Annotated in this window: 26 protein-coding genes; 6 read left to right on the top strand and 20 right to left on the bottom strand. The window is 72.7% G+C overall.

Annotated features, from left to right (window positions below; all coding sequences use genetic code 11):
• Window positions 1-14: 14 nt before the first annotated feature.
• From ACIG47_RS02315 to ACIG47_RS02285, 7 genes are all read right to left on the bottom strand, one after another.
• Window positions 15-1169 carry a GNAT family N-acetyltransferase gene (locus ACIG47_RS02315; protein WP_397429436.1) on the bottom strand — a complete coding sequence of 385 codons (1155 nt, stop codon included), beginning with the start codon at window positions 1167-1169 and terminating at the stop codon, window positions 15-17.
• Between the two features lie 27 nt (window positions 1170-1196).
• The gene (gene purQ, locus ACIG47_RS02310; protein WP_397429435.1) at window positions 1197-1943 is read right to left on the bottom strand and encodes a phosphoribosylformylglycinamidine synthase subunit PurQ; all 747 of its coding nucleotides are present in this window, start codon (window positions 1941-1943) and stop codon (window positions 1197-1199) included.
• Entirely contained in the window at window positions 1943-2221 is a 279-nt protein-coding gene (gene purS / locus ACIG47_RS02305) for a phosphoribosylformylglycinamidine synthase subunit PurS (protein WP_397416483.1), read from the bottom strand. Before purS ends, purQ begins: the two co-directional genes overlap by 1 nt.
• A gap of 104 nt (window positions 2222-2325) precedes the next feature.
• On the bottom strand, window positions 2326-3090 hold the full coding sequence (locus ACIG47_RS02300; protein ID WP_397429434.1) for an alpha/beta hydrolase family protein: 765 nt from the start codon (window positions 3088-3090) through the stop codon (window positions 2326-2328).
• 109 nt (window positions 3091-3199) lie between these two features.
• Window positions 3200-4489 carry a phosphoribosylamine--glycine ligase gene (gene purD, locus ACIG47_RS02295; protein WP_397429433.1) on the bottom strand — a complete coding sequence of 430 codons (1290 nt, stop codon included), beginning with the start codon at window positions 4487-4489 and terminating at the stop codon, window positions 3200-3202.
• A 40-nt stretch (window positions 4490-4529) separates the two neighbouring features.
• Complete coding sequence (locus tag ACIG47_RS02290) at window positions 4530-5822, bottom strand: adenylosuccinate synthase (protein WP_397416477.1); 1293 nt, start codon at window positions 5820-5822, stop codon at window positions 4530-4532.
• A 75-nt stretch (window positions 5823-5897) separates the two neighbouring features.
• A complete protein-coding gene (locus tag ACIG47_RS02285; protein ID WP_397429432.1) occupies window positions 5898-6341 on the bottom strand; it encodes a DUF3151 domain-containing protein in 444 nt (147 codons plus the stop codon).
• 131 nt (window positions 6342-6472) lie between these two features.
• On the opposite strand from ACIG47_RS02285, the gene ACIG47_RS02280 reads away from it, so the two are divergent.
• Complete coding sequence (locus tag ACIG47_RS02280) at window positions 6473-6877, top strand: STAS domain-containing protein (RefSeq protein ID WP_397416472.1); 405 nt, start codon at window positions 6473-6475, stop codon at window positions 6875-6877.
• A 66-nt stretch (window positions 6878-6943) separates the two neighbouring features.
• Here ACIG47_RS02280 and ACIG47_RS02275 read toward each other — a convergent pair whose 3' ends face one another.
• The gene (locus tag ACIG47_RS02275) at window positions 6944-9157 is read right to left on the bottom strand and encodes a SpoIIE family protein phosphatase (protein ID WP_397416470.1); all 2214 of its coding nucleotides are present in this window, start codon (window positions 9155-9157) and stop codon (window positions 6944-6946) included.
• A gap of 408 nt (window positions 9158-9565) precedes the next feature.
• Between ACIG47_RS02275 and ACIG47_RS02270 the strand changes: the two genes are divergently transcribed.
• Window positions 9566-10045: an STAS domain-containing protein gene (locus tag ACIG47_RS02270; RefSeq protein WP_397416468.1), complete on the top strand. Its 480-nt coding sequence runs from the start codon at window positions 9566-9568 to the stop codon at window positions 10043-10045.
• A gap of 129 nt (window positions 10046-10174) precedes the next feature.
• Here ACIG47_RS02270 and fbaA read toward each other — a convergent pair whose 3' ends face one another.
• The 4 genes from fbaA to ACIG47_RS02250 all read right to left on the bottom strand — a co-directional run bounded on the left by fbaA (window position 10175) and on the right by ACIG47_RS02250 (window position 14312).
• The gene (gene fbaA, locus ACIG47_RS02265; protein ID WP_397416466.1) at window positions 10175-11194 is read right to left on the bottom strand and encodes a class II fructose-bisphosphate aldolase; all 1020 of its coding nucleotides are present in this window, start codon (window positions 11192-11194) and stop codon (window positions 10175-10177) included.
• Window positions 11195-11352: 158 nt separating this feature from the next.
• Window positions 11353-12588, bottom strand: coding sequence for an MFS transporter (locus tag ACIG47_RS02260; RefSeq protein ID WP_397429431.1), 1236 nt, complete (start codon window positions 12586-12588; stop codon window positions 11353-11355).
• Window positions 12589-12682: 94 nt separating this feature from the next.
• The gene (locus ACIG47_RS02255; RefSeq protein ID WP_397429430.1) at window positions 12683-13333 is read right to left on the bottom strand and encodes a TrmH family RNA methyltransferase; all 651 of its coding nucleotides are present in this window, start codon (window positions 13331-13333) and stop codon (window positions 12683-12685) included.
• Window positions 13326-14312, bottom strand: coding sequence for a DUF368 domain-containing protein (locus ACIG47_RS02250; RefSeq protein WP_397429429.1), 987 nt, complete (start codon window positions 14310-14312; stop codon window positions 13326-13328). Before ACIG47_RS02250 ends, ACIG47_RS02255 begins: the two co-directional genes overlap by 8 nt.
• A gap of 32 nt (window positions 14313-14344) precedes the next feature.
• Between ACIG47_RS02250 and ACIG47_RS02245 the strand changes: the two genes are divergently transcribed.
• Window positions 14345-15118 (top strand): HAD-IIA family hydrolase, encoded by a 774-nt coding sequence (locus tag ACIG47_RS02245; RefSeq protein WP_397416458.1) that lies wholly within the window; start codon window positions 14345-14347, stop codon window positions 15116-15118.
• A 43-nt stretch (window positions 15119-15161) separates the two neighbouring features.
• Here ACIG47_RS02245 and ACIG47_RS02240 read toward each other — a convergent pair whose 3' ends face one another.
• Window positions 15162-15890, bottom strand: coding sequence for a hypothetical protein (locus ACIG47_RS02240; protein WP_397416455.1), 729 nt, complete (start codon window positions 15888-15890; stop codon window positions 15162-15164).
• An 80-nt stretch (window positions 15891-15970) separates the two neighbouring features.
• On the bottom strand, window positions 15971-16546 hold the full coding sequence (pyrE, locus tag ACIG47_RS02235) for an orotate phosphoribosyltransferase (protein WP_397429428.1): 576 nt from the start codon (window positions 16544-16546) through the stop codon (window positions 15971-15973).
• Between the two features lie 89 nt (window positions 16547-16635).
• Here pyrE and ACIG47_RS02230 point away from each other — a divergent pair, with 89 nt between their 5' ends.
• The gene (locus ACIG47_RS02230; RefSeq protein WP_397429427.1) at window positions 16636-17634 is read left to right on the top strand and encodes a magnesium and cobalt transport protein CorA; all 999 of its coding nucleotides are present in this window, start codon (window positions 16636-16638) and stop codon (window positions 17632-17634) included.
• A gap of 19 nt (window positions 17635-17653) precedes the next feature.
• Here ACIG47_RS02230 and ACIG47_RS02225 read toward each other — a convergent pair whose 3' ends face one another.
• From ACIG47_RS02225 to ACIG47_RS02210, 4 genes are read right to left on the bottom strand one after another with little or no spacing between them, the layout of a single operon-like run.
• Window positions 17654-18439, bottom strand: a complete 786-nt coding sequence (locus ACIG47_RS02225; RefSeq protein ID WP_397429426.1) for an SDR family NAD(P)-dependent oxidoreductase — start codon at window positions 18437-18439, stop codon at window positions 17654-17656.
• 9 nt (window positions 18440-18448) lie between these two features.
• Complete coding sequence (locus tag ACIG47_RS02220) at window positions 18449-19966, bottom strand: tripartite tricarboxylate transporter permease (protein ID WP_397429425.1); 1518 nt, start codon at window positions 19964-19966, stop codon at window positions 18449-18451.
• A complete protein-coding gene (locus tag ACIG47_RS02215) occupies window positions 19959-20540 on the bottom strand; it encodes a tripartite tricarboxylate transporter TctB family protein (RefSeq protein ID WP_397429424.1) in 582 nt (193 codons plus the stop codon). The genes ACIG47_RS02220 and ACIG47_RS02215 overlap by 8 nt, the downstream gene beginning before the upstream one ends.
• Entirely contained in the window at window positions 20537-21541 is a 1005-nt protein-coding gene (locus tag ACIG47_RS02210) for a Bug family tripartite tricarboxylate transporter substrate binding protein (RefSeq protein ID WP_397429423.1), read from the bottom strand. Before ACIG47_RS02210 ends, ACIG47_RS02215 begins: the two co-directional genes overlap by 4 nt.
• Before the next feature lie 174 nt (window positions 21542-21715).
• Between ACIG47_RS02210 and ACIG47_RS02205 the strand changes: the two genes are divergently transcribed.
• Window positions 21716-23221, top strand: coding sequence for an ATP-binding protein (locus tag ACIG47_RS02205; RefSeq protein ID WP_397429422.1), 1506 nt, complete (start codon window positions 21716-21718; stop codon window positions 23219-23221).
• Window positions 23214-24005: a response regulator gene (locus ACIG47_RS02200; protein ID WP_397429421.1), complete on the top strand. Its 792-nt coding sequence runs from the start codon at window positions 23214-23216 to the stop codon at window positions 24003-24005. The genes ACIG47_RS02205 and ACIG47_RS02200 overlap by 8 nt, the downstream gene beginning before the upstream one ends.
• A gap of 293 nt (window positions 24006-24298) precedes the next feature.
• Here ACIG47_RS02200 and ACIG47_RS02195 read toward each other — a convergent pair whose 3' ends face one another.
• Complete coding sequence (locus tag ACIG47_RS02195) at window positions 24299-24718, bottom strand: rhodanese-like domain-containing protein (protein WP_397416437.1); 420 nt, start codon at window positions 24716-24718, stop codon at window positions 24299-24301.
• A gap of 122 nt (window positions 24719-24840) precedes the next feature.
• Complete coding sequence (locus ACIG47_RS02190) at window positions 24841-25845, bottom strand: isopenicillin N synthase family dioxygenase (protein WP_397429420.1); 1005 nt, start codon at window positions 25843-25845, stop codon at window positions 24841-24843.
• Window positions 25846-26004: the final 159 nt, after the last annotated feature.

The following is a 26004-nucleotide window of genomic DNA, read 5'->3' as shown; positions in this document are numbered from 1 at the left end:
TGCGCGGCCGGAGCTCAGAGGGGCTTCGCCAGGAACAGCAGCAGCGGGTCGTCGGGGGTGTCGTGCGGCGGGTACGGCAGCACGGGCCGGTAACCGAGCCCGACGTAGAGGCGCAGCGCCTCCGGCTGGCGGATGCCGGTCCCGAGGAAGAGCGCGAGCCCGCCCCGGCGCCGCGCCTCGGCCTCGACCTGGCGGACCAGCGCCGTGGCGACGCCTGCGCGCCGTACGGCGGGGTCCACGAAGACCCCGCGCATCTCGAACCCGCGTGAGTCCGCGGCCGCGACCGGCCCCGCGGCCGAGGCGGCGACGAGCCCCGCGACGCCTCGCAGCGGATCGGCCGTGAGGTGCTCGGGCCCGGCCTGCGCGGCGGCGAGCGTGGCGCACCCGGCCGGCCGTCCGTCCACGGTGGCGAGGAAGGTGGCCAGGGCGGACCGGCCCCGCTCGGCGTCGACGGCCTCGTGACCGCCGCGCGCCGCGACGTCGCGTGCCATCTCGGGGTACCGCTCCTGGTGGAAGTCCCACATGGCGCGGCGCAGGGCGACGGCGTCGGGATCGACCCAGGGCACCTCACGCAGCTCCACGACCGGGGAGCTGCCCCCGCCCTCCTGGCGGGCCGGCTCGCCGTCGGGCCCGGGCACGAGCCACTTGCCGAAGCAGCGTGACCCGGGCTCGTCCGAGAACACACCGAACGACTCGACCGGGTCGTACCCCATCCGCAGGTACAGCCCGAGCGACTCGGGCTGCATGAGGCCGCTCTCCAGGACGAGGTGCCGCACGCCCGCGGCGCGGGCCACGTCCTCCACGGCCTCCATCAGGGTGCGGGAGAGGCCGCGGCCCCGGAATCCGGGGGCGACGTACACGCGCTTGACCTCGCCCGTGCCCTCGGGGTGCCGGCCGCCACGGTAGTCGTCGCGGCCGGACAGGTCGCGGGCCGCGGCGTGCGCGGCGGGCTCTCCGTCCACCCGGAGCAGGAGGGTGGCGAAGACGTTCGAGGGGTCGACCTGGTCGCGCCCGTCGGGCACGGGCAGGCCGTCGTCGTTCGACGGCGCGCCGGGCTCGGCGTACCGCAGGTCGATCTCGCGCTGCTGCTCGGCACGGAGGCGGACGGCGTCCGGGTGGTCCCAGCTCACCGTCTCGATGGTGAGCCCCGCCAGCACCTCAGCGGCCATGCGTACCTGCCCGGGACGAGCCCGTGGTCACGCGTGGACCAGCGAGGACAGCACCGACGTGAAGAACGTCAGCCCGTCGGTGCCGGCGCGCGGCCCCTCGGCGGAGGCCGGCCCGAACCCGGGCTCGACGGCGTGCTCCGGGTGCGGCATGAGCCCCACCACGTTGCCGCGGTCGTTGGTGATGCCCGCGATGTCGCGGCGCGACCCGTTCGGGTTCCAGCCCTCGTAGCGGAAGACGACGCGGCCCTCGCCCTCGAGCTCGTCGAGGGTGCGCTCGTCCGCCACGAACTGGCCGTCCTGGTTCTTCAGCGGGATCGTGATCCGCTGGCCGCGCCGGAACTCGTTGGTCCAGGCGGTGTGCGCGTTCTCGACGACCATCGACTGCTCCCGGCACACGAAGTGCAGGTGGTCGTTCTTGACCATGGAGCCGGGCAGCAGGTGCACCTCGGTCAGCACCTGGAAGCCGTTGCAGATGCCGAGCACCGGCATACCGCCCTTGGCGGCGTCCACGACGGCGGACATCGCCGGGGCGAACCGGCTGATCGCACCCGCGCGCAGGTAGTCGCCGTAGGAGAACCCGCCGGGCAGCACCACCGCGTCGACGTCCTGGAGCGACTCGTCCGCGTGCCACAGCGACACGGCCTCGGCACCCGCGAGGCGCACGGCACGCACCGCGTCCCGGTCGTCGAGCGTGCCGGGGAACGTGATGACGCCGATCCGGGCGCCCCCGATGCCGGGGACCGGGGCGGCGGACGTCGGCTCGACCACCGACATCAGGCGCTCACCGCGGTCTCGGTGACGGCGTCCGACGCGTCGGTCACCGACACGACGTCCTCGATCACCGGGTTGGACAGGAGGGTGGCGGCGGCCTCGCGCGCGGCGGCGAGGATCTCCGGCGTCACCTCGCCGTCCACCTCGAGCTCGAACCGCTTGCCCTGACGCACGCCGGAGAACTGGGTGAAACCGAGGCGCGGCAGCGCCCCGACGACAGCCTTGCCCTGGGGGTCCAGGATCTCGGGCTTGGGCATGACCTCGACGACGACGCGTCCCACGAAGGCTCCTTGCTGATGGGAATGGCGAGGAAGATTCCGGGGAGAGTCTACTTGCGCGGCGGGGTGCCCCGCTGTCCGGGACCAGTGACGTGCGCCGCGCCGGTTCAGACGGTGAGGTACTGGTCCGCCCAGGCGCTGATGATGCGGGCCGCCCGCTTGGCCTGACCGGGCGCGGTGAGCAGGTGGTCGGCGCCCTCCAGCGAGACGAACGAGCGCGGGTGCCGCGCCTCCCGGAAGATCTCCCCGGCGTTCGAGATGTCGACGGTGCTGTCCGTCGGCGAGTGCATGACCAGCAGGGGCGAGCCCATCTCGCGGATCTTCGAGCGCAGCTCGGCCCGCCGGACGTCCTCGACGAAGTGCCGCTTCAGCGTGAGCGCGCGGCCGCCCACCATCCACAGTGCGTGACCGTCGTCGAACACGCGGCCCAGGACGGCGTCGTAGTTGTGCTCCGCGTGCCGCGGCTGGACGGGGGCACCGATCGTCGCGACGGCCTGCACGCCCGGCACGTCCGCGGCGGCGGCGATCACGGCCGCTCCGCCGAACGAGTGGCCCACGAGCAGGTGCACCGGCCGGCCCTGGCCGGCCATGAACTCGGCGGCCCGCACCGTGTCGGCGACCTTGTGCGTGAACGAGCCGTCGCCCCAGTCGCCCTCGGAGTCCCCCAGGCCGAGGTTGTCGAAGCGCAGCATCCCGATGCCCTCGGCGGCGAGCTGCTTGCAGATCCGCGCCGCGGCCGGCGAGTCCTTGCCGAGCGTGAACCCGTGGGAGAACACCCCCCAGCCGCGCACCTCGCCGTCGGGCAGATCGACGATGCCCGCGAGCCGCGGACCTGACGTGCTCTCGAACGTGACGCGCTCGCGCTCGGCCACGACCCACTCCCCTGTCGACAGGCCGTGATGGTAACGCCGCCCAGGTTTCGCGGAGGTGACGCCGGCGGACGGCGAGACCACCCGGAGCAGGTGGCAGCCGCGCGCGGCGCTACGGGACGGTGACCTCGCCGCGCTCCGCCTTCAGCGCGATGTCGGTGCGGTGGTGCGAACCCTTGAGGTCGATCCGCGCCACACCCTCGTAGGCCCGACGCCGGGCGTCCGCCAGATCGGTACCGAGCGCCACGACGGACAGCACCCGCCCGCCCGCGCTGACCAGCTCCCCGGTCTCGGAGCGGCCGGTGCCCGCGTGGAGCACGTGCACCCCGGGCAGCGCCGCGACGTCCTCGAGACCGTTGATCGGATCGCCCGCACGCGCCGACGCCGGGTAGCCCTCCGACGCGACGACCACCGTCACCGACGCCTCCGGGCGCCAGCGCAGCGGCTCCAGCCCGGCGAGCCCGCCCGTGGCCGCGGCGAGCAGCACCTCGGACAGCGGCGTCGCGAGCCGGGCCAGCACGGACTGCGTCTCGGGGTCGCCGAAGCGCGCGTTGAACTCCACCACACGGGTGCCCCGGCTGGTGAGCGCGAGCCCCACGTACAGGACACCGGAGAACGGCGTGCCGCGCCGCGCCATCTCGTCGACGGTGGGCTGGGCGATGCGCGAGACCACCTCGTCGACCAGGCCCGGCGGCGCCCACTCCAGCGGCGTGTAGGCGCCCATGCCGCCGGTGTTGGGGCCCTCGTCGCCGTCGCCGACCCGCTTGAAGTCCTGCGCCGGGACCAGGGGGACCACCGTGGCGCCGTCGCACACGCAGAACAGGGACACCTCGGGGCCGTCGAGGTACTCCTCGATCACTACGCGGCCTTCCTCGTGGGCCAGGCAGGCCTCGCCGTGCGCGAGCGCCTCCGCCCGGTCGGACGTCACCACGACGCCCTTGCCCGCGGCCAGACCGTCGTCCTTGACGACGTACGGCGCGCCGAACGCGTCCAGGGCCGCGGCGAGCTCGGCCGTGTCGGTGCACACGTGTGCCATCGCGGTCGGCACGCCGGCGGCGGCCATGACCTCCTTGGCGAACGACTTGGAGCCCTCCAGCCGGGCGGCCTCGCCCGACGGGCCGAACACCGGGATGCCTGCCGCGCGGACCGAGTCGGCCACGCCCGCGACGAGCGGCGCCTCCGGGCCGACGACGACGAGGTCGGCACCCACCTGCTCGGCGAGGGCAGCGACCGCCGTCCCGTCCAGCGGGTCGACCGGGTGCAGGGTGGCCAGCTCCGCGATGCCCGGGTTGCCCGGGGCCGCGTGCAGCTCGTGCGCGGCGGTGCCGGCCTCGGTCTCCCGGTGCAGGGAGTGGATGATGGCGTGCTCACGGGCACCGGTGCCGATGACGAGGATCTTCACTGTGGCGGAGGGCTCTCTCGGTGGTGTGGTCTCAGCGGGTTCAGCGGGCGTGGATGAGGTCGTGGACGGGGATGATCTCGTCACGCTTGGGACCCACGCCGATGGCGGAGATCCGGGTGCCCGACATCTCCTCGAGCGCCTTCACGTACGCCTGGGCGTTCTTGGGCAGGTCGTCGAAGGAGCGGGCCTGGGAGATGTCCTCCCACCAGCCGTCGAGCTCCTCGTAGATCGGCTTCGCGTGGTGGAAGGCCGTCTGGTCGGTGGGCATCTCGTCGTGGCGCACGCCGTCGACGTCGTAGGCCACGCAGACCGGCACCTTCTCCATGCCGGTGAGCACGTCGAGCTTGGTGAGCACGATGTCGGTGAGGCCGTTGATGCGCGTCGCGTAGCGGGCGATCACGGCGTCGTACCAGCCGGTGCGGCGGGCGCGGCCCGTGGTGACGCCGTACTCGCCGCCGGTCTTGCGCAGGAACTCGCCCTTGTCGTCGAACAGCTCCGTGGGGAAGGGACCCTCGCCCACGCGCGTCGTGTAGGCCTTGATGACGCCGATCACGGAGTCGATGCGGGTGGGCCCGACACCGGACCCGGTGACCGCGCCGCCCGCCGTCGCGCTGGACGAGGTGACGAACGGGTAGGTGCCGTGGTCGATGTCGAGCATCGTGGCCTGGCCGGCCTCGAACAGCACGTTCTTGCCCGCGTCCAGCGCCTTGTTCAGCTCGACGGCGGTGTCGGTGACCATGGGGCGCAGCCGCTCGGCGTACTGCAGCAGCTCGTCGAGCGTCTCGTCGACCGTGATGGCCCGCCGGTTGTAGACCTTCACGAGCAGGTGGTTCTTCTGGTCCAGCGAGCCCTCGATCTTGGCGCGCAGGATCTTCTCGTCGAACAGGTCCCACATGCGGATGCCGACGCGGTTGATCTTGTCGGCGTACGCCGGCCCGATGCCGCGGCCCGTGGTGCCGATGCGCCGCTTGCCGAGGAACCGCTCGGTCACCTTGTCGATGGTGCGGTGGTACGGGGCGATGACGTGCGCGCTGCCCGACACGAGCAGGCGGGACACGTCCACGCCGCGCTCGATCAGGGCGTCGAGCTCCTCGAACAGGACCTCGATGTCGACCACCACGCCGTTGGCGATGACCGGCACCACGCCCGGCGACAGGATGCCCGACGGCAGCAGGTGCAGGGCGTACTTCTCGTCGTCGATGACGACCGTGTGCCCCGCGTTGTTACCACCGTTGAACTTGACCACGTAGTCGACGCGGGAGCCCAGGAGGTCCGTCGCCTTTCCCTTGCCCTCATCGCCCCACTGGGCCCCGACGAGCACGACGCCTGGCATGGATCTCCACCTTCTCGGATTGCTTGGTCGCTCCGCCGCGTGCGCTCCGTTGGCGCCGGCGAGCCGCGCCCGAGTCTACTTCGTGGTGGGACGCAGGGCGCGGACCTCGTCCGCGGACGTGCCGGAGTCCGTGAGGAACGTCGCACAGCGGTCGGCCTCCGCCTCCTCGCCGATGCGGTGCGCGGCCTCCGAGAGGGCGAGCAGGGCACGCAGGAAACCCTGGTTGGGCACGTGCCCGGCCGGGATCGGGCCCTGGCCCCGCCAGCCCGCCCGGCGCAGCGCGTCCAGGCCGCGGTGGTAGCCGGTGCGGGCGTAGGCGTACGCCGCGACGTCGGCCGCAGCGGTGCCCACCGTGAGCGAGCCCTCGGCCAGGACGGCCCACACGAGGGACGACGCCGGAGCCTGCGCCGCCACCTCGACCGGGTCGTCCCCGCTGGTCAGGCGCTCACGAGCGGCCGGAAGGTCGTCGGGCAGCAGCGTCGGGGCCGGGCCCTGCAGCAGGTTCTCGTGGGTGCTCATGCACGGATTCTCACACTTCCGGGACACCGAGGGGCAAAGCCGGGCGCACCGGATTGCCCGCGGGCTCTGCCGAGGCGGTGAATTTTGCCTTTCATCCGGTGCGATCGAGCAACAGTCGTTACGCTCGACACATGATCGAGATCGCGACGTCTCCCACGACGACGACGCTCGTGATCGCCGGCGACCTCGACCTCGCCGAACGAGACCAGTTCCCGGAGATCGCGGCGCGCGTGGTCGGTCTGCGCCGGCAGCTGCTCGTCATCGACATGTGCCGGGTCACCTTCATGGACTCCACCGGCGCGGCGTTCCTCATCTCCCTGGCCGACGCCGGCCGCAAGCGCGGTGGCGCCACCGTCATCCGCGGCGCCGACGAGCGCGACCTGTTCGTGCTCGAGGTGTGCGGCGCGATGGAGCTCTTCCGCGTCGACGACGAGCACGCGTGCGAGCCCTCGGCCCCCGACTCGGGGTTCGCGGTCATGACCTCGCGCGAGGACGACGGGTCACCGTTGTCCCATCGCGACGCGTCCACCGCGTAAAACGTTATCCACCTCACACTGCCGGACGCCCGGGCCACTCGGTGACCTGGGCGTCCCGCGGCGCGGCTACTTCGGCGGGGTGGGCTGGCGGCGCAGCTTCGCCCAGACCAGCTTTCCGCTGCCGGACGGGCGCCAGCCCCACTCGGCCAGCCGGTCCACGATCTGCATGCCGAAGCCGCCCAGCCGGTTGGGGTGCCCGTCGGTGGCCACCGGGGGTGCCGGGTTGTTGTCCTCGACCTCGATGCGCAGGCCGTCACCCGTGTCGTACAGGCGCAGCGCGATGTGCCCCCAGCCGTGCAGCACACCGTTCGCCACCAGCTCCGAGACCACCAGCTCGGCCTGCGCCGACTCCTCGATGCCCCACGCCTGGCAGGTGCGCAGCACGGCGTGCCGGGCGCGGCCGATCGACGACGGCTCGCTCGGCAGCATCCAGCGCCGCCAGCGCGGCGACAGCGCGGTCTCCCCGGCGTCGCCCGTCGGGTCGGGGATGCGGACCACGACGATCGCGACGTCGTCCTCGGGTGCGTCCGCGAGGCGGGAGAGCAGCTCCTCGCCCACGCCCGCGGCGTCGCGCGCCGTGATCGCCGACGCCGTCTCCAGCAGCGCCTCCAGGCCCAGCCGCAGCGACCGGTCGCGCCGTTCGATGAGGCCGTCCGTGTAGAAGAGGAGCGTGTCGCCGGCCTGGAGCCGGGCCTCGCCCGTGCTCCGCTCGCGCGAGCCGAAGCCGACGAGCGCGCCGCCACCCTCGTCCATCTTGATCACCTTGCCGCCGCGCAGCAGCAGCGGCGGCAGGTGGCCGGCACGCGAATAGCCGACCGTCCAGGTGTCCGGCGCCTCCTCGCGCTTGAGGGAGGCGTACACCATGCTCGCCGAGCGGGGGATGCCCATGCCGGCCACGAGCTGGTCCACGCGTTCGAGCACGCGGCTCGGGGTGGACAGCTCGAACGCGTACGAGCGCACCACGGACCGGAGCTGACCCATGGTGGCGGCCGCCTCGACGTCGTGCCCCACGACGTCGCCGATCACGATGCCGACCAGCTCCGGCGAGATCTGCAGCACGTCGTACCAGTCGCCGCCGACCTGGGCGTGCTCGGCGTTGGGCGCGTAGTAGGTCCACACGTCCAGGCCCGCGACGTCCGCCTGCTCGGGGAGCATGGCGCGCTGCAGGGTCTCGGCGAGGCGGTGCTCACGCGCGTACATGCGCGCGTTGTCGATGGCGCTGCCCGCGCGGCGCGCCACGACCTCCACGACGGTGCGCAGCGTGTCGGGCTCCTCGGCCTCCACGTACTCGCCGGACTCGTCCTCGTCCGGGACGATCACCACGAGGCCCAGCACGTCCCGCCGACCGGCGACGGGGTGCACCACCACGGAGTCGGGTGCCTTGCCCAGCTCGTCCGCCAGCCGCAGCGTGAGGTCGCGCTGCAGCCAGCCGGACGCCGAGTGCGGTGCGTGCGGGATGTCGAGGTGCAGCGCGACGGGACCGTCGAGCACGCCGTCGAGCACGTCCTGCACCGAGTCCACGACCTCGAGGATCGGCATCGGGCCCGTCGTGACGGAGTCGCCGAGGGCGTCCGTCTGCGGACGACGCCGCAGGGACTTGTCCGCGATGTTGTCGCCCTCGATGTACCGGGCGTGACGGCGGCCGCGGCCGCTCGGCGGTGCCGCGACGTCGATGCCGGCGGCGTGCTTGAGCCCGTCGTCGTTCACGTAGAAGCCGGCCCAGCGCACCATCGACTGGAGCAGCTCCGCGATGTCGCGCAGGGCGTACGGGTACTCCAGGTCCGTGAGGATCTCGGTGGTCTGCGCGATGAGGTCGAGGTCCTCGCGCTGCTGGCGCTCGACCTCCAGGCTCGCGAGCTGCGCCGCATGGCGTTCCATGTGGTCGGACACGTCCACGCTGAAGCCGACCCAGTGGGTGATGCGGTCGCTGTGCCCGGCACGGGCCGGGGTGAGCGTGAGCTGGGCCCAGCCGTGGGTGCCGCCACGGACGTGCGACCGCACGGTGGCGTGCACCTCCTGGCCCGCGTTGACGAGCTCCGTCATGCGCTCCAGGTCCTGCGGCTCCACCAGCATCTCGCCGAGGCGGCGCACCGTGAAGCCCGCGAAGTCGCTGAACCGGACGCCCGCGTAGCGCTCGAAGGCGCTGTTGGCCCACAGCATCGGCATGCCGTCCTCGGTGGGTCCCGTGAGGAAGACCGGGATCCCGACGTTCACGGCGGCACGCAGCACCACGTCACCGATCGACGGGGGAAGGGTGCGCGGGATGCCGGTGCCCGCCATGCCCCGGCGCGGTTCGGTCCCGGGTGCCCGGTACGGCTCGGCGGACCGGGCACGGTGCGCGCCGGCGGGCGGGTCGGCCGGCCTGTCGTCGGGTGATGCGTTCTCGGTGGTCGGTGCGGTGGCCCGACCGAAATGGAATCCGTTCCCGTCCGGCGTGTCGTTCGTGGCGTTCGTCCCGTCCTGGGCACGACCGAGGCCGAATACCGAGAGTCCGGGATGCCGGGGCTGCGGAGAGGACGGTGTCAGACCGGATGAATCGGTCAAAATGCCCTCCCATCCATGTCTATTGCGCGAGGTGCTGTTCCAGCAGGACATTCAACCGTAGATTGGGACGGTCCGAGATCTGAAGCACAACCTCTATCATCGGACCGACACAGCGCCACCACCATTGCTCCCGGAAGGAGAACCGTGCAGGACGGAACATACGACCCCCCGCGCGGTCCGCAGGGCGGGAGCCCCCAGGACCCCGGACAGCAGAGCCCCGAGATCGGGGACCCCGCGAGCATCCACGTCATCGTGGGCAAGTCCCGGGCCCGGATCGTGCTCTCCGGCGAGATCGACGCCGACATCGGCGGCGACCTGCACGAGGCGACGGCGGCCGCCGAGGAGTCGCGTCTGCCCGTGGAGATCGACGCGCACCACGTGACCTTCATGGACTCGTCCGGCGTCGCGTTCCTCGCGCGCCTGGCCAGCCGCAGCCCGCACCGGGTCCGCGTGCTGCGCGCACCGCCCACGGTGCGCTTCCTGCTGGAGGTCACCCGGATCGGCGACCTGCTGGACATCGTGGACGAGGACCCGGGCTTCGAGCTGGACGACGACGGCCCGGCAGGCCCGCCGTCGGGCAGCACGGCCGCCCCCGCCGGGGTGAGCGGCCCGCCCGCCTCCTGACGAGCCCCACGGCGGACCGCCGCCGCGACCGGCCCGCACGCACGACGGCCCGCGACACGAACCGTGTCGCGGGCCGTCCCGTACTCGGGCCGGGGTCGTCCCACGTGCGCGGCGACCCCGGCCGAGGGGTCAGAGCTTCTGACCGGCCGAGCGGAGCTGCTGGCAGGCCTCGACGATGCGGGCGGCCATGCCGGCCTCCGCCGACTTGCCCCAGGCGCGCGGGTCGTAGGCCTTCTTGTTGCCCACCTCGCCGTCGATCTTCAGCACGCCGTCGTAGTTCTTGAACATGTGCTCGACCACGGGACGCGTGAACGCGTACTGCGTGTCGGTGTCGATGTTCATCTTGATGACGCCGTTGTCGACGGCCGCGGAGATCTCCTCCGCCGTCGAACCCGAACCACCGTGGAAGACCAGGTCGAACGGCATGTCCTTGCCGATCTCCGAGCCCACGGCCTTCTGGATGTCCAGCAGGATCTCCGGGCGCAGCTTCACGGCACCCGGCTTGTACACGCCGTGCACGTTGCCGAAGGTGAGCGCCGTCAGGTAGCGGCCCTTCTCGCCCGCGCCGAGGGCGCGGACCGTGGCCAGGCCGTCCTCGGCCGTGGTGTACAGCTTGTCGTTGATCTCGGCGGTGTGGCCGTCCTCCTCGCCACCGACCACGCCGATCTCGATCTCGAGGATCGTGCGCGCGGCCTGCGACAGCTCGAGGAGCTCCGCGGCGATCACCAGGTTCTCGTCCAGCGGCACGGTGGAGCCGTCGAACATGTGCGACTGGAACGTCGGCAGGCCGCCGTTCTTGACCTGCTCGGCCTCGATCGCGAGCAGCGGCTTGACCCAGGAGTCGAGCTTGTCGGCAGTGCAGTGGTCCGTGTGGATGGCGATGTTGACGCCGTAGCCCTTGGCCACCTCGGTGGCGTACGCCGCGAGCGCGAGGGAGCCCGAGACCCGGTCCTTCACCGTCGAGCCGGACGCGTACTCGCCGCCGCCCACGGAAACCTGGATGATGCCGTCCGACTCCGCCTCGGCAAAGCCCTGAAGTGCGGCAGTGATGGTCTGCGACGAGGTGATGTTGACGGCGGGGTAGGCGAACTTGCCGGCCTTCGCGCGGTCGATCATCTCGGCGTAGATCTCAGGGGTTGCGATGGGCATCTGGGAAACTCCAAACGAATGGTGAGGTGGGCGGTCGCGAGAGTGTCCAGGGCCGCCCGGGGATGCACCATCGATCTTGCCATGATCCACCAGGCGTTGTGTGCGCCCGCTCGACAGTCGAACGGCCGCAACGCTGTGCTTTTCGTCTTTTCCGCTGCTCAGCCGACGGCCAGGCCCTCCGGGTTGCGGCTGCGGACGGGGGTGAAGAACGCGACGCCCACGACCCCGAGGTACACGACGGCGACGGCGAGCAGCGGTCGCGCGGCACCGAACCGGTCCGCCGCCGCGGTGAGGGCGGCCGCACCGAGCGGCGCGAGGCTGTAGTGGATGGTCCAGAACGCGGCGGTCACGCGCCCGAGGAGCGCGTCGGGCGTGACCATCTGGCGCAGCGACATCGAGGACACCGCGGCGAGCATCAGCCCGAACCAGAAGCCGAGCACGGCCGCACCGATCACGAGCACGTGCTGCCCCAGGGCCAGGACGCCCGCGGCCGCGCCGCACAGGGTCATGGCGCCCAGCCAGAGCGCGCCGAACCCCAGCCGGCGCCGCAACCAGGCGGACAGGGCCGCCGCCACGCAGGTGCCGACGCCCGCGGCGGCCATCACGTACCCCACCACGGTCTCGCCCTGGCCCAGGCCGTGCCGCACCTGGTAGATGATCACGTCGGTCATCCCGTAGGTGACGAAGGTGGTGATGGTCAGGAAGACGGTCAGCACCCGGAGCACGGGGTGCCGCCACAGGAACCGGGCGCCGGTGACGAAGCCGGTCCGCAGGTCCTGGCCCAGGCCCGCGCGGTCGACCGTGCCCGCGGGCGCGGTCCGCGACAGCCGCACGGCGACCAGCCCGAGCGCCGAGATGCCGAAGGTCGCCGCGTCGATGGCGATGGCCGCGGTGACGCCGGCCGCGGCCGCCACGAGCCCGGCCAGGGCGGGCCCGCCGATGCTGGCGAGCGACGCCGTGGCCTGGAGCTTTCCGTTGGCCTCGGCCACCCGTTCCCGGCCCACGAGGGTGGGCACGGCCGTGATGTAGGTGATCTGGAAGAGCTGCCCGAACACCGACGCCACGCCCGCCACCACGAACAGCAGCCACACCTGGGGGTCGATCGCCCAGCACACGGGCACGGCGGCGAACAGGAGCAGGCGTGCCACGTCGCACGCGATCAGGAGCCGTCGGCGGTCGAACCGGTCGACGATCGCCCCGCCGACGAGCCCCATCGAGAGCGAGCCTGCCGCCATGACGCTCGTCAGCAGCCCCATCTGCAGGAGCGACCCGGTGGCCTCCAGCATCAGCAGCGGGAAGGCGACCACGGAGAACGAGTCCCCGAGCACCGAGAACGTCTGGGTACCCCAGAAGACGAGGAAGTTCCGGTCACGCACGAGGGGTCGCTGATTCACCCGACGATCCTGTCCGAGCGGCGGGGCGAGGGGCAACGGCTTACCGCCGTCGGTCACCGGCTCGGGGGCGCGCCGTGGGGGCGCGCCGCGCCCGTCACGCGTGCTGCTCGACCCAGGTGTGCATGGCGATCGCGGCCGCCGCGCCCGCGTTGATCGACCGCGTCGAGCCGTACTGCGTGATGTGCAGGACGACGTCGCACGCCGCCTGGGCCTCGTCCGTCAGGCCGGTGGACTCCTGGCCGAACAGCAGCACGCAGTGGCGCGGCAGCGCGTACCCCTCGATGGGCACGGAGCCGGGCACGTTGTCGATGCCGACCACCGGCAGGCGTCCGCCGCCGGGTCCCGCCGTCGCGGCCCATCCGGCGAGAGCCTCCGCGTCCGGGTGGTGCGTCACGTGCAGGTACCGGTCGGTGACCATGGCACCCCGGCGGTTCCAGCGGCGTCGGCCCACCACGTGCACGCCCGCGGTGTTGAAGGCGTTGGCGGTGCGGACCACGGAGCCGATGTTGAGGTCGTGCGCCCAGTTCTCGATCGCCACGTGGAAGGGGTGCCGGCGGGTGTCGAGGTCCGCGACGATGGCCTCGACCGACCAGTACCGGTACTCGTCGGTCACGTTGCGGCGGTCGCCCGCGGCGAGCAGCTCGGGGTCGTAGCGGGGGTCGTCGGGCGAGGGACCCACCCACGGCCCGACGCCGACCGGGGGCTCGGCCGGTTCAGGCCGCGCGGCGACGGGATCGTCAGCCACGGTCCACCGCGGCGCCCGGCGCCGCAGGCGTCCGGCGCGCCTCCCACCAGATCGCGACCAGCACGACGGCTGCACCCGCGACGGCGAGCAGCACCGGCAGGGCGATGCCGCCCGACGGCGCGAGCAGTGCGCCGGCGTCGTCCTGCCACGGCCACAGGGACCGGAGCGAGCCGACCATGAGGCCCGCGAGCAGCGCCATGGTGCCCTGCCGGCGCTCCTCCAGGAGCCAGTGCAGCAGCTTGACGAACGACCCGAGGCCGATCGCCGCGCCCAGCAGGAACACGCCCACGAACGCGAGGTCGCGGTCGTGCAGCGCCTGCTGCACCGGCACGTACAGACCCATGGCGAGCAGCACGAAGGACCCCGACACACCGGGCAGCACCAGCGCGTTGATCGCCACCGCGGCACCGACGAACACCAGCCACAGGGGCGGGTCGTCGATCTCGGACGCGGGCAGACCGGTGAGGAAGAAGGCGGCCACCGCGCCGGCGAGCAGCAGCACCACGTCGAGCGCCCCGAACCGGCGCGGCATCATCCGCACGGGCACGCTGACCGAGACCGCGATCATGCCGAAGAACAGCGCCCGCATCGGCACCGGGTTCGACTCGAGCAGGGGGGCGATCGTGCTCAGGGAGACGAGCAGGACCACCGCCATGCCGGCGAGCACCGGGACGAGGAACGGCCAGTCGATCTGGCGCAGAGCCGCTCCGGCCGGCCGCAGGCCGCGCCGTCCGGCCACGCCCTGGACCAGCTCCCGACCCGCGTGCACGAGCTGGCTGGCGGCGCCCAGCAGCGCGTCGTACAGGCCGACCACGAGGGCGATGGTGCCGCCGCTGATGCCGGGGACCGACTCGGCCGCACCGACCAGCCCGCCCCGCACCGCGTTCCCAGGCGCCGCCGACCAGGGTGTCGTGGTGGGCGGTGAGGCATGACGCCGGACCGGGACAGGACGGACCGCTTCTCGGTACTGGTTGGTCACGGGCCGAAGCCTAGGACACTAGGCTGAGCCGCATGGAGCGCACCACCGAGGCCTGGCTCACGGACATGGACGGCGTGCTGGTGCACGAGGGCACGGCCCTGCCCGGCGGTCCCGAGTTCATCAAGGCGCTACGGGACAAGGACCTGCCGTTCCTCGTCCTGACGAACAACTCGATCTTCACGCCGCGCGACCTGCGCGCCCGGCTCGCGTACAGCGGGATCGACGTGCCGGAGGAGAACATCTGGACGTCGGCCCTGGCCACCGCGCAGTTCGTCGCGGACCAGATCCCCGGCGGCAGCGCGTACGCGATCGGCGAGGCGGGCCTCACGACCGCGCTGCACCAGGCGGGCTTCACGCTCACCGAGTCGGACCCCGACTACGTGGTGCTCGGGGAGACCCGCACGTACTCGTTCGAGGCCATCACCAAGGCGATCCGCCTGATCACGGGCGGCGCCCGGTTCATCTGCACCAACCCGGACGTGACCGGGCCGTCGCAGGAGGGGCTCCTGCCCGCCGCGGGCTCGGTGGCCGCGATGATCACGGCGGCGACCGGCCGGCAGCCCTACTACGTGGGCAAGCCCAACCCGGTGCTGTTCCGCTCGGCGCTCAACCTGATCGGCGCGCACTCGGAGTCGACGGCCATGGTGGGCGACCGTATGGACACCGACATCCTGGGCGGCATGGAGGCCGGCCTGGAGACGTTCCTGGTGCTCACGGGGTCGACGGCGGCCGACGAGGTCGACAAGTACCCGTTCCGCCCGAGCCACGTGCTGAACTCGATCGCGGACGTCGTCGACCGGGTCTGATCCGGACTGGGTCTGGCCTGCGTCGGCGGCCCGCCCGGAGCCGTCAGGTCAGGCCCGGGATGCCGAACCCGTCGATCGTGCCGCCGGACTCGAAGCGGGGCCCGCCCTTCTCCATGGGCAGCACGATGCGCGCCACGTCGGCGACCCGCTTGGCACGCTCGGTCAACGTGGTCACGTCCGTGCGGCCCGGACGCCACAGCAGCACGGACGGGCCCTCGATCCGCAGCCGGGAGCCGTGGAAGTCGGGCAGCATCACGATGTTCGCGAGCCGGGCGTCCAGGGCGCGGCGCGCGAAGAACTCGTCCGAGGTGCGCACGAGCCACTGGCCGTCGAAGGCGGGGTTGTCGATCTGGACGTCCTGCGCGCCGAAGAGCTTCTGCCACTTCTCGCGGAGGCCCTCCGGCGACAGGTCGACCACGGGCTCGCCCGGGAGCGCGTCGAGCGCCACGACGTGGGCGGTCCGGCGCAGCCCCGGGCGGCGCGTGTCGCCGTCGGGCGAGCCGGTGCGCCACGTGTAGGTGAACGAGACCATGTCGAACCCGTCGACGTTGCCCCGGAGCACGTCGCGCGCCGTGCGGTCCAGGCCCACGCCGAACGGCCGGCCGCTCCAGCGCTGGGCGAGCGTCGGGTCCGTGCCCACGTACTCCCACCCGTTCGCCTCGGCCCACCGCTGCACGTCCTGCGAGCGCCCGCGCCCCATGAACCGCGCCGCGGTGACCGTGAAGGTCACGACGCCGACGACGAGCAGGACTAATGCGACAAATGGCCCCATGAACTTAAAGATACAGTAGGGCTAGGCAAAAGTCTCCACGGGGGAGTGATATGGAGACGGCCAGTTTTACGGTAACGGGCTCAGGCGAGGTCAAGGTCCTCGAGGCCGTACAGGTAGTGGTACGGCACCCCGAGCGCCTCGATCTTCTCGCCCGCGCCGGTGGCCCGGTCCACGATCGTCGCAACGCCCAGCACCTCGGCGCCGGCGGCCCGTGCGGCCTCGATCGCCGCGATCGGCGAGCCGCCCGTCGTCGTCGTGTCCTCCACGACGACCACCTTGCGGCCGGCGATGTCCGGGCCCTCGATCTGGCGCTGCATGCCGTGCGCCTTGGCCGCCTTGCGCACCACGAACGCGTCCAGGTCCTGCCCGCGCGAGGCCGCGGCGTGCAGCAGCGCGTCCGCGATCGGGTCCGCGCCCAGGGTCAGGCCGCCGACGGCGTCGATCTCGGCCGTGCCCAGCCCGACCTCCTCCAGGTGGTCCAGGAGCACGTGCCCCACGAGCGGGGCAGCCCGGTGGTGCAGCGTGATACGGCGCAGGTCGACGTAGTAGTCGGCCTCCTTGCCGGAGGACAGGGTCACCTTGCCGTGCACCACGGCGAGCTCCTTGATGAGCTCGGCGAGCTGCTCGCGCGGGGTCGGGGAGAAGTCAGCGTTCACGGTGCAAGGGTACGTCGCGGCACGACGCCGCCGACCGGCCGGCCGCCGTCCGCCACCCGGCCGCCCCCGGCATCTGCGAAGGTGTGGCTGTGACCATCATGGACAACGCGGTGTACGTGGACGGCCTGCGCACGGCGAACCCGGCGAGCATCGAGGAGACCTACGAGATCACGCGGGCACGGGGCGGCATCGCGTGGGTCGACCTGGCGTGGCCGACGGCCGAGGAGATCCAGCAGGTCGCCGCCGAGTTCGCCCTGCACCACCTCGCCGTCGAGGACGCCATCGCCGTGCACCAGCGGCCCAAGATCGAGCGGTTCGACGACGCCCTGTTCATGGTGCTGCACCCCGCGCTCGACCCGGACGGTTCCGGTGACGGCCGGATCGGCCGGGTGGAGTTCGGCACGTTGCACGCCTGGGTGGGCCCGGACTTCGTGGTGACGATCCGCCGGTCCGCCGTGCCGGACCTGGCGACGATGCGCGAGCGGCTGGAGAGCCGGCCGAACCTGCTGCGCCACGGGCCCAGGGCGATCCTCGCGACGCTGCTGGAGCAGGTGGTCGACACCTACCGGCCCGTCGTCACGCGGCTGCGCACCGACATCGACCAGGTCGAGGACCGGCTGTTCTCCCGCGACCCGGAGGTCTCGCGGGGGATCTACGAGGCGACCCGCGAGGTGATCGGCCTGCAGCGGGCCACCCTGCCCCTGGTGGACGTGCTGCGCGCGCTGCGCGACGACGCACCGCCCGCGGAGCGCGGACCCGGGTACGTGGAGCTCGAACGCCACCTGCGCAGCGTGCTGGACCACGCCGTCAAGTACGCGGAGACCGCCGACACCTACCGGTCGCTGCTGGCCAACGTGCTGGGCGCGCACTCGACCCTCGTCACGCAGGAGCAGAACGAGCAGATGAAGCAGATCTCCGCGTGGGCGGCGATCCTCTTCGCGCCGTCCCTGGTCGGCACCGTCTACGGCATGAACTTCAGGCACATGCCCGAGCTGCACTGGACGTTCGGGTACCCGCTCGCGCTGCTCGTGATGGTGGTGCTCGGCGCCATCCTGTACCGCGTCTTCAAGCGGGTCGGCTGGCTCTGACGTCGGCCGGCCCGGCCGGTCAGCGGTACTTGCCCAGCGCCCGGACCGCCCAGCGGGGCGCGGCACGCAGCGCCGCGGAGGCCACCTTGTAGCGCACCGACGGCGTCGACAGGACGACGCCGCGGCGCACGTCCGCCAGGGCCTGCCGGACCACGTCCTCGACGTCGAGCCAGCCCCAGGACGGGACGGCCGACGACGCGGCGTCGGCGATACCCGCGCGCGCGTGGAACTCGGTGTGCATGAACCCGGGGGACAGCAGCGTGGCCGTCACGCCGGTGCCCTTGAGCTCCACCGCGAGGGAGTCGGTGAAGGTCCGCACGTACGCCTTGGCCGCCGCGTACGTGCCGCCGGCGGTGAGGGCCGCGACCGAGCCGACGTTGAGGATCGCGCCCCGGTCGCGTTCGAGCATCTGCCCGACGGCGGCGTGGGTCAGCTCCATCACCGCCGTCACCATGACGGCGATCCCGCGCCGTTCGGTCGTGACGCGGCCCGTCACGAAGTTCCCGCTCGTCGTGAAGCCCGCGTTGTTCACGAGCAGCCCGACGGGACGCAGGTCCCCCTCCCCCGGGCGGCCGCCGACGACGGCGAGCCGCCGCGCGACCCGCGCGACGCCGTCGGCCGTCGAGAGGTCCGCCGGGAGCACCTCGATCGCCACCCCGTAGGCGGAGCTGAGCTCCTCGGCGACCCGGTGGAGTCGTTCCTCGCTCCGTGCGACCAGCACCAGGTCGTGCTGGTCCGCCGCGAGCTGGCGGGCGAACTCGAGGCCCAGGCCGGCGGACCCGCCGGTGATCAGTGCGGTGCTCATACGGCGAGCCTAACCAGTGTTCCCCTGGGCCTCCTCGGCCCGCTCGCGGCGCTTGAGCCAGAGGCCCACGACCAGCAGCACCACGATCGCCCCGTAGGCGGTGGCGGCGAAGGGGCTGGTCACCAGGTAGGACAGGTCGCCCTGGCTGATCGCGAGGGAGCGGCGCAGCCGGTCCTCCGCCATCGGGCCGAGGATCATGCCGACCACCAGCGGTGCCACGGGGTAGCCGTAGCGCCGCATGAAGAACCCGGCCAGCCCGATGATCACCAGCAGCAGCACGTCCACGGGCGAGAAGTTCAGCGCGTACGAACCCAGCGCACCGAACAGGAGGATGCCCGCGTAGAGGTAGTGCCGCGGGATGCGCAGCACCTTGACCCACATGCCCACCAGCGGCAGGTTCAGCACCACCAGCATGAGGTTGCCGACGTACAGGCTGGCGATCAGCGCCCACACCAGCGAGGACTCGCTCTGCAGCAGCAGCGGGCCGGGCTGGATGCCGTAGGACTGGAACGCGACGATGATGATCGCCGCCGTCGCCGTGGTCGGCAGACCCAGGGTGAGCAGCGGGACCAGCACGCCGGACGCCGCCGCGTTGTTCGCCGCCTCGGGGCCCGCCACCCCCTCGATGGCACCCTTGCCGAACTCCTTGCGCCGCGGTCCGGCGAGCCGTCGCTCCGAGGCGTAGGAGAGGAACGTGGCGACGTCGGCGCCGCCCGCCGGGATGGTGCCGACGGGGAACCCGATGGCCGCGCCGCGCAGCCACGGCTTCCAGGAGCGGCGCCAGTCGTCGCGCTTCATCCAGGTGCGCCAGCCCTTCTCGACCGGGATGACCCGCACGGGCCCGTGCCGCATCCGCGAGCCCACGTAGACCGCCTCCCCGACGGCGAACAGGCCGACGGCGACCACGACGACGTCGATCCCGTCGGCCAGGTTGGGCACGCCGAACGTGAACCGCTGCTGGCCGGTGAGCGTGTCGGTGCCGACCAGGCCGAGGAACAGGCCGAGCGACAGCGACGCGAGCCCGCGCGGCACCGACGTGCCCAGCAGCGCGCCCACGGTGATGAACGCGACCACCATGAGGGCGAAGTAGTCGGGTTCACCCAGCCGTACCGCCCAGCGCGCGATGACGGGTGCCAGGAAGGTGAGTGCGACCGTGGCGAGGGTGCCCGCCACGAACGAGCCGATCGCCGCGGTGGCGAGCGCCGCGGCGCCCCGTCCCGCCCGGGCCATCTTGTTTCCCTCGATGGCCGTGACGATCGAGGCGGACTCGCCCGGCGTGTTGAGCAGGATCGACGTCGTGGACCCGCCGTACATGCCGCCGTAGTAGATGCCGGCGAAGACGATGATCGCCGCCGTCGGGTCCAGCGTGTAGGTGAGCGGGAGCAGCAGGGCGATGGTCATCGCGGGGCCGATGCCCGGCAGCACGCCGACCGCCGTGCCGACGAACACGCCGAACAGCGCGTACAGCAGGTACACCGGGTGCAGCACGGTGGCGAAGCCCTCGACGAGGGCGGTGAGGTTATCCACGGAGGAACGGCACCCCTTCCAGGAGCGGGCCGGGCGGGAGCGACAGCCCCAGCAGCCCGCCGAAGACCACCTGGATCAGCAGACCCAGGACGAGACCGGCCAGCGCGGCGCGCCACCAGGGGCGCGCCCCCAGGACCACCGCGGCACCGGCGAACAGCAGTGCGGCGGCCACGGGCCAGCCGACGGCGTTGATGGCGAACACGTGGACCACGAGGATCACCACGAGCAGCACCACCGTGAGCCAGTCGGTCCGGACGGAGGGGTCGACGTCCTCGCCGCCCTCCTCCTGCCCGGCCCGGCCGCTCAGGACCAGCACCACCAGCACCACGCCCGCCGCGAGGAGCAGGGCGCCCACGAGGTACGGGAAGGCGCGCGGACCCAGCGTGTTGGTCGAGCCCGGCACCGTGATGCTGCCGGCGGTCACCAGCACGTACACCCCGAGGGCCGCCGTGGCGGCAGCGAGCACGAGCTCACCCCAGCGGCGGCGAGGCGCCTCCACGGGGCCGGGAGTGCCCGACGGTGGCGGCGCCGTCGGGCCGTCCGGCGTCCCGGGCGCCGCGGTGTCGGGACTCACTGGACCAGGCCGATGTCCCGCAGCACGGCCTGGGCCTCCGCGATGTTGCCCTCGAGGTACGCGTCGAACTCATCGCCGGCCAGGAAGGCGTCGTCCCAGTCCTTCTCCTGGAGGGTCGCCTGCCACGCGTCCGACCCGGCGAGCTCGGTCACGGCGGAGGTCAGCGCCTCGCGCTCGGCGTCGTCGATCGAACCCGGGGCGACCACGCCGCGCCAGTTCGTCAGGACGACGTCGTAGCCTGCCTCGGTCAGGGTCGGCGTGTCGGGGAGGGCGTCCACCCGTTCCTCGCCCGAGACCGCGAGCGCCCGCAGCTCACCTGCCTCGACCTGCTCGGCGTACTCGCTGATGCCCGAGATGCCCGCGTCGACGTTGTTGCCGAGCAGGGCCGCCAGCGACTCGCCGCCGCCGGAGTAGGCCACGTAGTTGAGGCTGCTCGCGATGTCCTCCGCCGGCAGCCCGGCGGCCTGGAGCAGCATGCCCGCGAGCATGTGGTCGGTACCGCCCGCCGACCCGCCGGTGACGGAGACGTCCTTGCCGTTCTTCTCGATGTCCGCCACCAGGTCGTCGACCGTCTCGTACGGCGACTCGGCCGGCACCACGATGACCTCCTGCTCCTCGGTGAGGCGGGCGATCGGCGTCGTGTCCTCGATGCGCGCCTGGGACTGGTTGGTCTCGACGGCCCCCACCATGACCAGGCCCATCACGAGCAGCGTGTTCGGGTCCGGCGCGTTGGCGATGTTCGCCAGGCCGACCGTGCCGCCCGCGCCGTCGACGTTGGTCACCGTCGCCGTACCGACCAGGCCCTCCTCCTGCAGGTCTGTCTGCAGGGCGCGGCCCGTCTGGTCCCAGCCGCCGCCCGGCGCCGCCGGGACCACGATGCTGAGCTCGTCGATGGCGGCGTCGCCCGTGCCACCGCCGTTCGGCTCCAGGCCCGAACATCCCGTGAGGGCCAGGGCCAGGACGATCCCGACGGGAGCGGCCCCGGTTCGGATGATGCGCATGTCTCCTCCTTGAGCGGATGCGTGGGCGCCGGCGACGTTGCCCGGCCCACCTCGGCGAGAGCGTAGGGAGCGCCGTGCACCCGACCCGGGTTCTGGTCGCAACGAAGGTTGTGGTCGTTTAGGTCACGGCGCCGCGCTACCACCCCGGCCGTTCCGCGGTGCACACTGGCGTCCGTGAGAAGGGCGATGACGCTCCGGGTGCAGCTGCTGGCGCTGCAGGTCGTCATCGTGCTCGTACTCGTCTGCACCACCGGTCTCGTGGCCTCCACGCTGCAGGAACGCCAGCTCCGGGAGGCCTACGCCGACCGGATGACCGGGGTGGCCCAGTCCGTGGCACGCCTGCCCGCCATCCACGACGCGTTCGACGACGAGGACCCCTCCGCGACCATCCAGCCCATCGCCGAGGTCATCCGCGAGGCGTCCGAGGTCACCTACGTGGTCGTCACCGACGACCACGGCGTGCGCTACTCGCACCCCGACCCCGAGGAGATCGGGCGGCCCGTCTCGACCGACCCCTCCGTGCCGCTGTCCGGGCAGATCTGGACCGGTACCCAGACCGGCACGCTCGGCACGTCCTGGCGGGTCAAGGTGCCCGTCTACGGCGACGCCGCCGACGACGCCTCGCCCGCCCCCGTGATCGGCACGGCCAGCGTCGGCATCCTGGAGTCCGAGCTGCGCGCCGACCTCACCGACGACCGCGGCTGGCTCCTCGGGGCGCTCGCCGCCGCCACGGTGGTGGGCGTGCTCTGCGCGGCGTGGGTGACCCGGCTGGTGCGGCGCCGGATCTACCTGCTGGAGCCCGAGGACATCGCGGGGCTCCTGGAGACCCGGGGCCTGACCGACGCCCTGCGGTCCCGGTCCCACGAGTTCGCCAACACCGTGCACGTGATCTCGGGGCTCCTGGAGCTGGGCCGCACCGAGGAGGCGGTGGCGTTCATCGAACGTTCGGGCCACGGCGGGCTGCTCAGCACGTCGGCCGTCGCACCCGGGGTGCGCTCTCCCGAGCTGGCCGCGCTGCTCCTGGTCAAGACCATCACCGCGCGCGAGCGGGGCGTCACGCTGGACGTCACGGAGGACTCCGTGCTGGACCCGCCGACGACCGCGGACAGCTCGTCCCTGCACACCGACGCCCTGGTGGTGCTCGGGAACCTGATCGACAACGCCGTGGACGCCGCGGCACCCCAGGGCCGGGTCCGCGTGCACATGACCGCGGACGGCGCGGCCCTGCACCTCCAGGTGGACGACGACGGCCCCGGCATCCCCGACCACCTGCACCACCAGGTGTTCAAGGCCGGGTTCTCCACGAAGGTCCCGGCCGACCGCGAGCACAGCCGCGGCATCGGGCTGGCGCTGGTGCGACGCGTGGTGGACCGGCGCGAGGGCGAGGTGGTGCTGGGGTCGGGAGACCTCGGCGGGGCACGGGTGAGCGTGTCGCTGCCGGTGGCGGGCGGGGGTGGGGTGCGGGGTTCCGGTGAGGTGGGGGATCGCGAGGGCGGGGTGCGGGCCTTCCGTGAGGCCGAGGATCGCGAGGGCGGGGTGCGGACCCCCCGCGAGGCCGAGGATCGCGAGGGTGCCTCGACGAATGGTGGTGGCGTTGGTGCTCGCACCGGGGCTCGCCCGGGCGCGAGCGCTGGGGCGACGGCCGGTGCGGCCTCACCGGAGGGGCGGCGGCATGTCTGATCAGGGCGCTCCCCCCGCGCGGACGCTCCTGGTGGAGGACGACCCGGCCGTCGCCGTCGTGCACCGGGGTTTCGTCGAGAGCCATCCGCGGTTCGTTGTGGTGGGCGAGGCGCGCACGGGCACCGACGCCCTGCGCCTGGCGGCGGAGCTCCGGCCCGACCTGGTGCTGCTCGACCTGCACCTGCCGGACATCGGCGGCCTGGACGTGCTGCGCCGGCTCCGCCTGCTGCCGGGGCCGCCCGTCGACGTCGTCGCCACCACGGCGGCCCGCGAGCTCGACAGCGTGCGGCAGGCCATGGCTGGTGGCGTGGTCGCGTACCTGGTCAAGCCGTTCACGTCGGCCGCGCTGCGTGAACGACTCGACGAGGTGTGGCAGCGGCGCGAGGACGTGCGCCGCGCGCAGGCGACGCTCGATCAGGACCAGGTGGACCAGCTCCTCGCGGGGCCTCGCCTGGGGCTGCCGCCGAAGGGGCTCTCCGAACGGAGCCGGGCGCTGGTGCAGGAGGCGCTGATACGGCTCTGCGGAGTGGGCGAGGGGGCGGTGGCGGGTGCTGTGGTGGTGAGCGATGCGGTGGGGGGCGATGCCGGGGCGATGTCGGGCGGGGCGGCGTCGGGCCACGTGGAGGTGCGCGACGCCTCGGCCGCCGAGGTCGCCGAGGCCGTCGGGATGTCCCGGGTGAGCGCCCGGCGCTACCTGGAGCACCTGGTCACCGAGGGCCGCGCCCAGGTCACGCCCCGCTACGGCGCGACGGGCCGCCCGGAAAACCGCTACCGCCCCCGCTGACCGGACCGCATGTGGTCGGTCTACCCAGCGATTACGCCCATTTCCAGTGTCATTCCTGGGCGTAATCGCTGGGTAGAAGCGCACATCCGCGACGCCGCATCGGCGGCGGCAGTCCAGCCGTCGCCGATGGCCCAGCTATCGGCGGCGGTCCAGCCGTCGGCGGCAGTCCAGCCATCAGCGGCAGTCCAGCCGTCAGCGGCAGTCCGGCCGCCGGCGGTCGTCCAGCCGCCGGCGGTCGCCCAGCCCGGGACGCCGCACCGTCGACGGCGCCGCCGCCAGCAGGTCGAAGGTGGTCAGAGCGGGGCCGCCAGGGGGTCCGGGGTCGGGTGGACCGGACCGGTCGCGGTGTCGTAGGTGAAGCCCTCGCGGACCCAGTACTCGAAGCCGCCGATCATCTCCTTGACCTCGTAGCCAAGCTTCGCGAACTCCAGCGCGGCCTTGGTCGCCGCGTTGCAGCCCGGACCCCAGCAGTACGTCACCACGGGCCGGTCACGGTCGATGGTCTTCTCGGCACGCAGCCGCACCTTGCCGCTCGGCAGGTGCACGGCGCCGGGCACGTGGCCCTGGTCCCACGACTCCTGCGAGCGGACGTCGACCAGGGTGAACGAGGCGCCCGCGGCCAGGTCCGCGTGCACGTCGGCGACGTCGGTCTCGAAGGCGAGCCGCCCGGCGAAGTGCGCGACGGCGGCGGAGGTGTCCTGAGTGGTGGTCATGCCCCGAGTGTGCGGACGCGTCGCGCGCCGGACAAGAGCGGGGACGCGCACTGCTCCTGAAGCATCCGTAAGACGCGCTACTCCGAGCACAGGACGCCGCCTGCCGCCGTCGCCCACCCCCGTCACACGGCCTGCAGCAGGTGCGGGTGCTGTGCCTCCACCACGTTCGGGTGAGCACGCACGCGGCTCTTGAGCCAGTTGTCCCCGAACACCGCGTGCAGCGGGTTGGCCGGGTCCCGCGTCACGCCCGGGGCCGCGGCGCGGAGGGACGGCGGGAGGTCGATCGTCGGGATCGTCGCGTCGAGCGCGGGCCCGTGGAAGTACGGGATGGAGATGCGGTCGGCGCCCGGCGGCGGGGACACGACGCGGTGCAGGGTCGCCTTGAGGTAGCCGTCGGTCGCGATCTCCAGCAGCTCGCCGATGTTGACCACGAACGCACCGTCCGGCGGCACGACGTCGAGCCACTCGCCGTCCTTCTCGACCTGCAGGCCGGCCTTGCCGTCCTCGACCGAGAGGAGCGTGAGCACGCCCAGGTCCTTGTGTGCGCCGACCCCCTGGGCGGGCGCGGCCGCCGCCACACCGGGATAGCGGGCGATCTTCAGGTGCGGAGACGGTCGCTCGAACACGGCATCGAACGTGTCGGACGGCGCCCCGAGCGACTCCGCCCAGGACCGCAGCAGCCGCGTGGCGACGGCGTCGAGCCGGGTCAGCCACTCCTCGGCGACCTGGCGCAGGGCGGGCAGGGAGGCGGGCCAGAGGTTCGGGCCCTCCAGGATCCAGTGGTCGGGGATGCCGGGGCCGGCCGGCACCGCGGGCCGCTCGGCCCCGATGTCGATCTGCTCGCGCTGGTCGACGCGACCGAGCGTGCGTTCGCCGCCCATACGCGTCCAGCCCCGGAAGTGGGGGCTGCGGACGTTCTCGATGGCGAGCTTCTGCTCCTCGGGGAGGGCGAAGAACTCGCGGGCGGTGGCGTAGGTGCGGTCGATCAGGTCACGGGGTACGCCGTGGCCGACCAGGGAGAAGAAGCCGACCTCGTGGGTCGCGCGCCGCAGCTCGTCGCGGAAACGGGCCTGGTCGTCGAGGCTGCCGTCGAGCAGCGAGAGGTCCAGGACGGGGATGCCGGGCATGAGGGAGTCCTTTCGAGGGATGCGGGTACGCCGACGGCGGCAATCCCGGCATCCGCCGACGCCTCGGCCCGGTGCCCGCGACCGCCCGGAGGAGCGAACGCGGAAGCCCGGCACAGGTGCACGGATGTGATGTGTGAGCAGGGACTGCTGTCGGCGGCG

Source organism: Promicromonospora sp. NPDC052451, assembly GCF_044547525.1.
Taxonomy (GTDB): domain Bacteria; phylum Actinomycetota; class Actinomycetes; order Actinomycetales; family Cellulomonadaceae; genus Promicromonospora.
This window is presented reverse-complemented; position numbering and strand designations above follow the sequence as displayed.

Coding starts and splice junctions, on each gene's coding strand:
- ACIG47_RS02240 (WP_397416455.1), bottom strand. CDS start 15,890: ATGGGGCCATTTGTCGCATTAGTCCTGCTCGTCGTCGGCGTCGTGACC.
- ACIG47_RS02275 (WP_397416470.1), bottom strand. CDS start 9,157: ATGGCGGGCACCGGCATCCCGCGCACCCTTCCCCCGTCGATCGGTGAC.
- ACIG47_RS02210 (WP_397429423.1), bottom strand. CDS start 21,541: ATGCGCATCATCCGAACCGGGGCCGCTCCCGTCGGGATCGTCCTGGCC.
- ACIG47_RS02315 (WP_397429436.1), bottom strand. CDS start 1,169: ATGGCCGCTGAGGTGCTGGCGGGGCTCACCATCGAGACGGTGAGCTGG.
- fbaA (WP_397416466.1), bottom strand. CDS start 11,194: ATGCCCATCGCAACCCCTGAGATCTACGCCGAGATGATCGACCGCGCG.
- ACIG47_RS02190 (WP_397429420.1), bottom strand. CDS start 25,845: ATGCCCGGCATCCCCGTCCTGGACCTCTCGCTGCTCGACGGCAGCCTC.
- ACIG47_RS02200 (WP_397429421.1), top strand. CDS start 23,214: ATGTCTGATCAGGGCGCTCCCCCCGCGCGGACGCTCCTGGTGGAGGAC.
- ACIG47_RS02195 (WP_397416437.1), bottom strand. CDS start 24,718: ATGACCACCACTCAGGACACCTCCGCCGCCGTCGCGCACTTCGCCGGG.
- ACIG47_RS02290 (WP_397416477.1), bottom strand. CDS start 5,822: ATGCCAGGCGTCGTGCTCGTCGGGGCCCAGTGGGGCGATGAGGGCAAG.
- ACIG47_RS02280 (WP_397416472.1), top strand. CDS start 6,473: ATGATCGAGATCGCGACGTCTCCCACGACGACGACGCTCGTGATCGCC.
- ACIG47_RS02285 (WP_397429432.1), bottom strand. CDS start 6,341: ATGAGCACCCACGAGAACCTGCTGCAGGGCCCGGCCCCGACGCTGCTG.
- ACIG47_RS02245 (WP_397416458.1), top strand. CDS start 14,345: ATGGAGCGCACCACCGAGGCCTGGCTCACGGACATGGACGGCGTGCTG.
- purQ (WP_397429435.1), bottom strand. CDS start 1,943: ATGTCGGTGGTCGAGCCGACGTCCGCCGCCCCGGTCCCCGGCATCGGG.
- ACIG47_RS02225 (WP_397429426.1), bottom strand. CDS start 18,439: ATGAGCACCGCACTGATCACCGGCGGGTCCGCCGGCCTGGGCCTCGAG.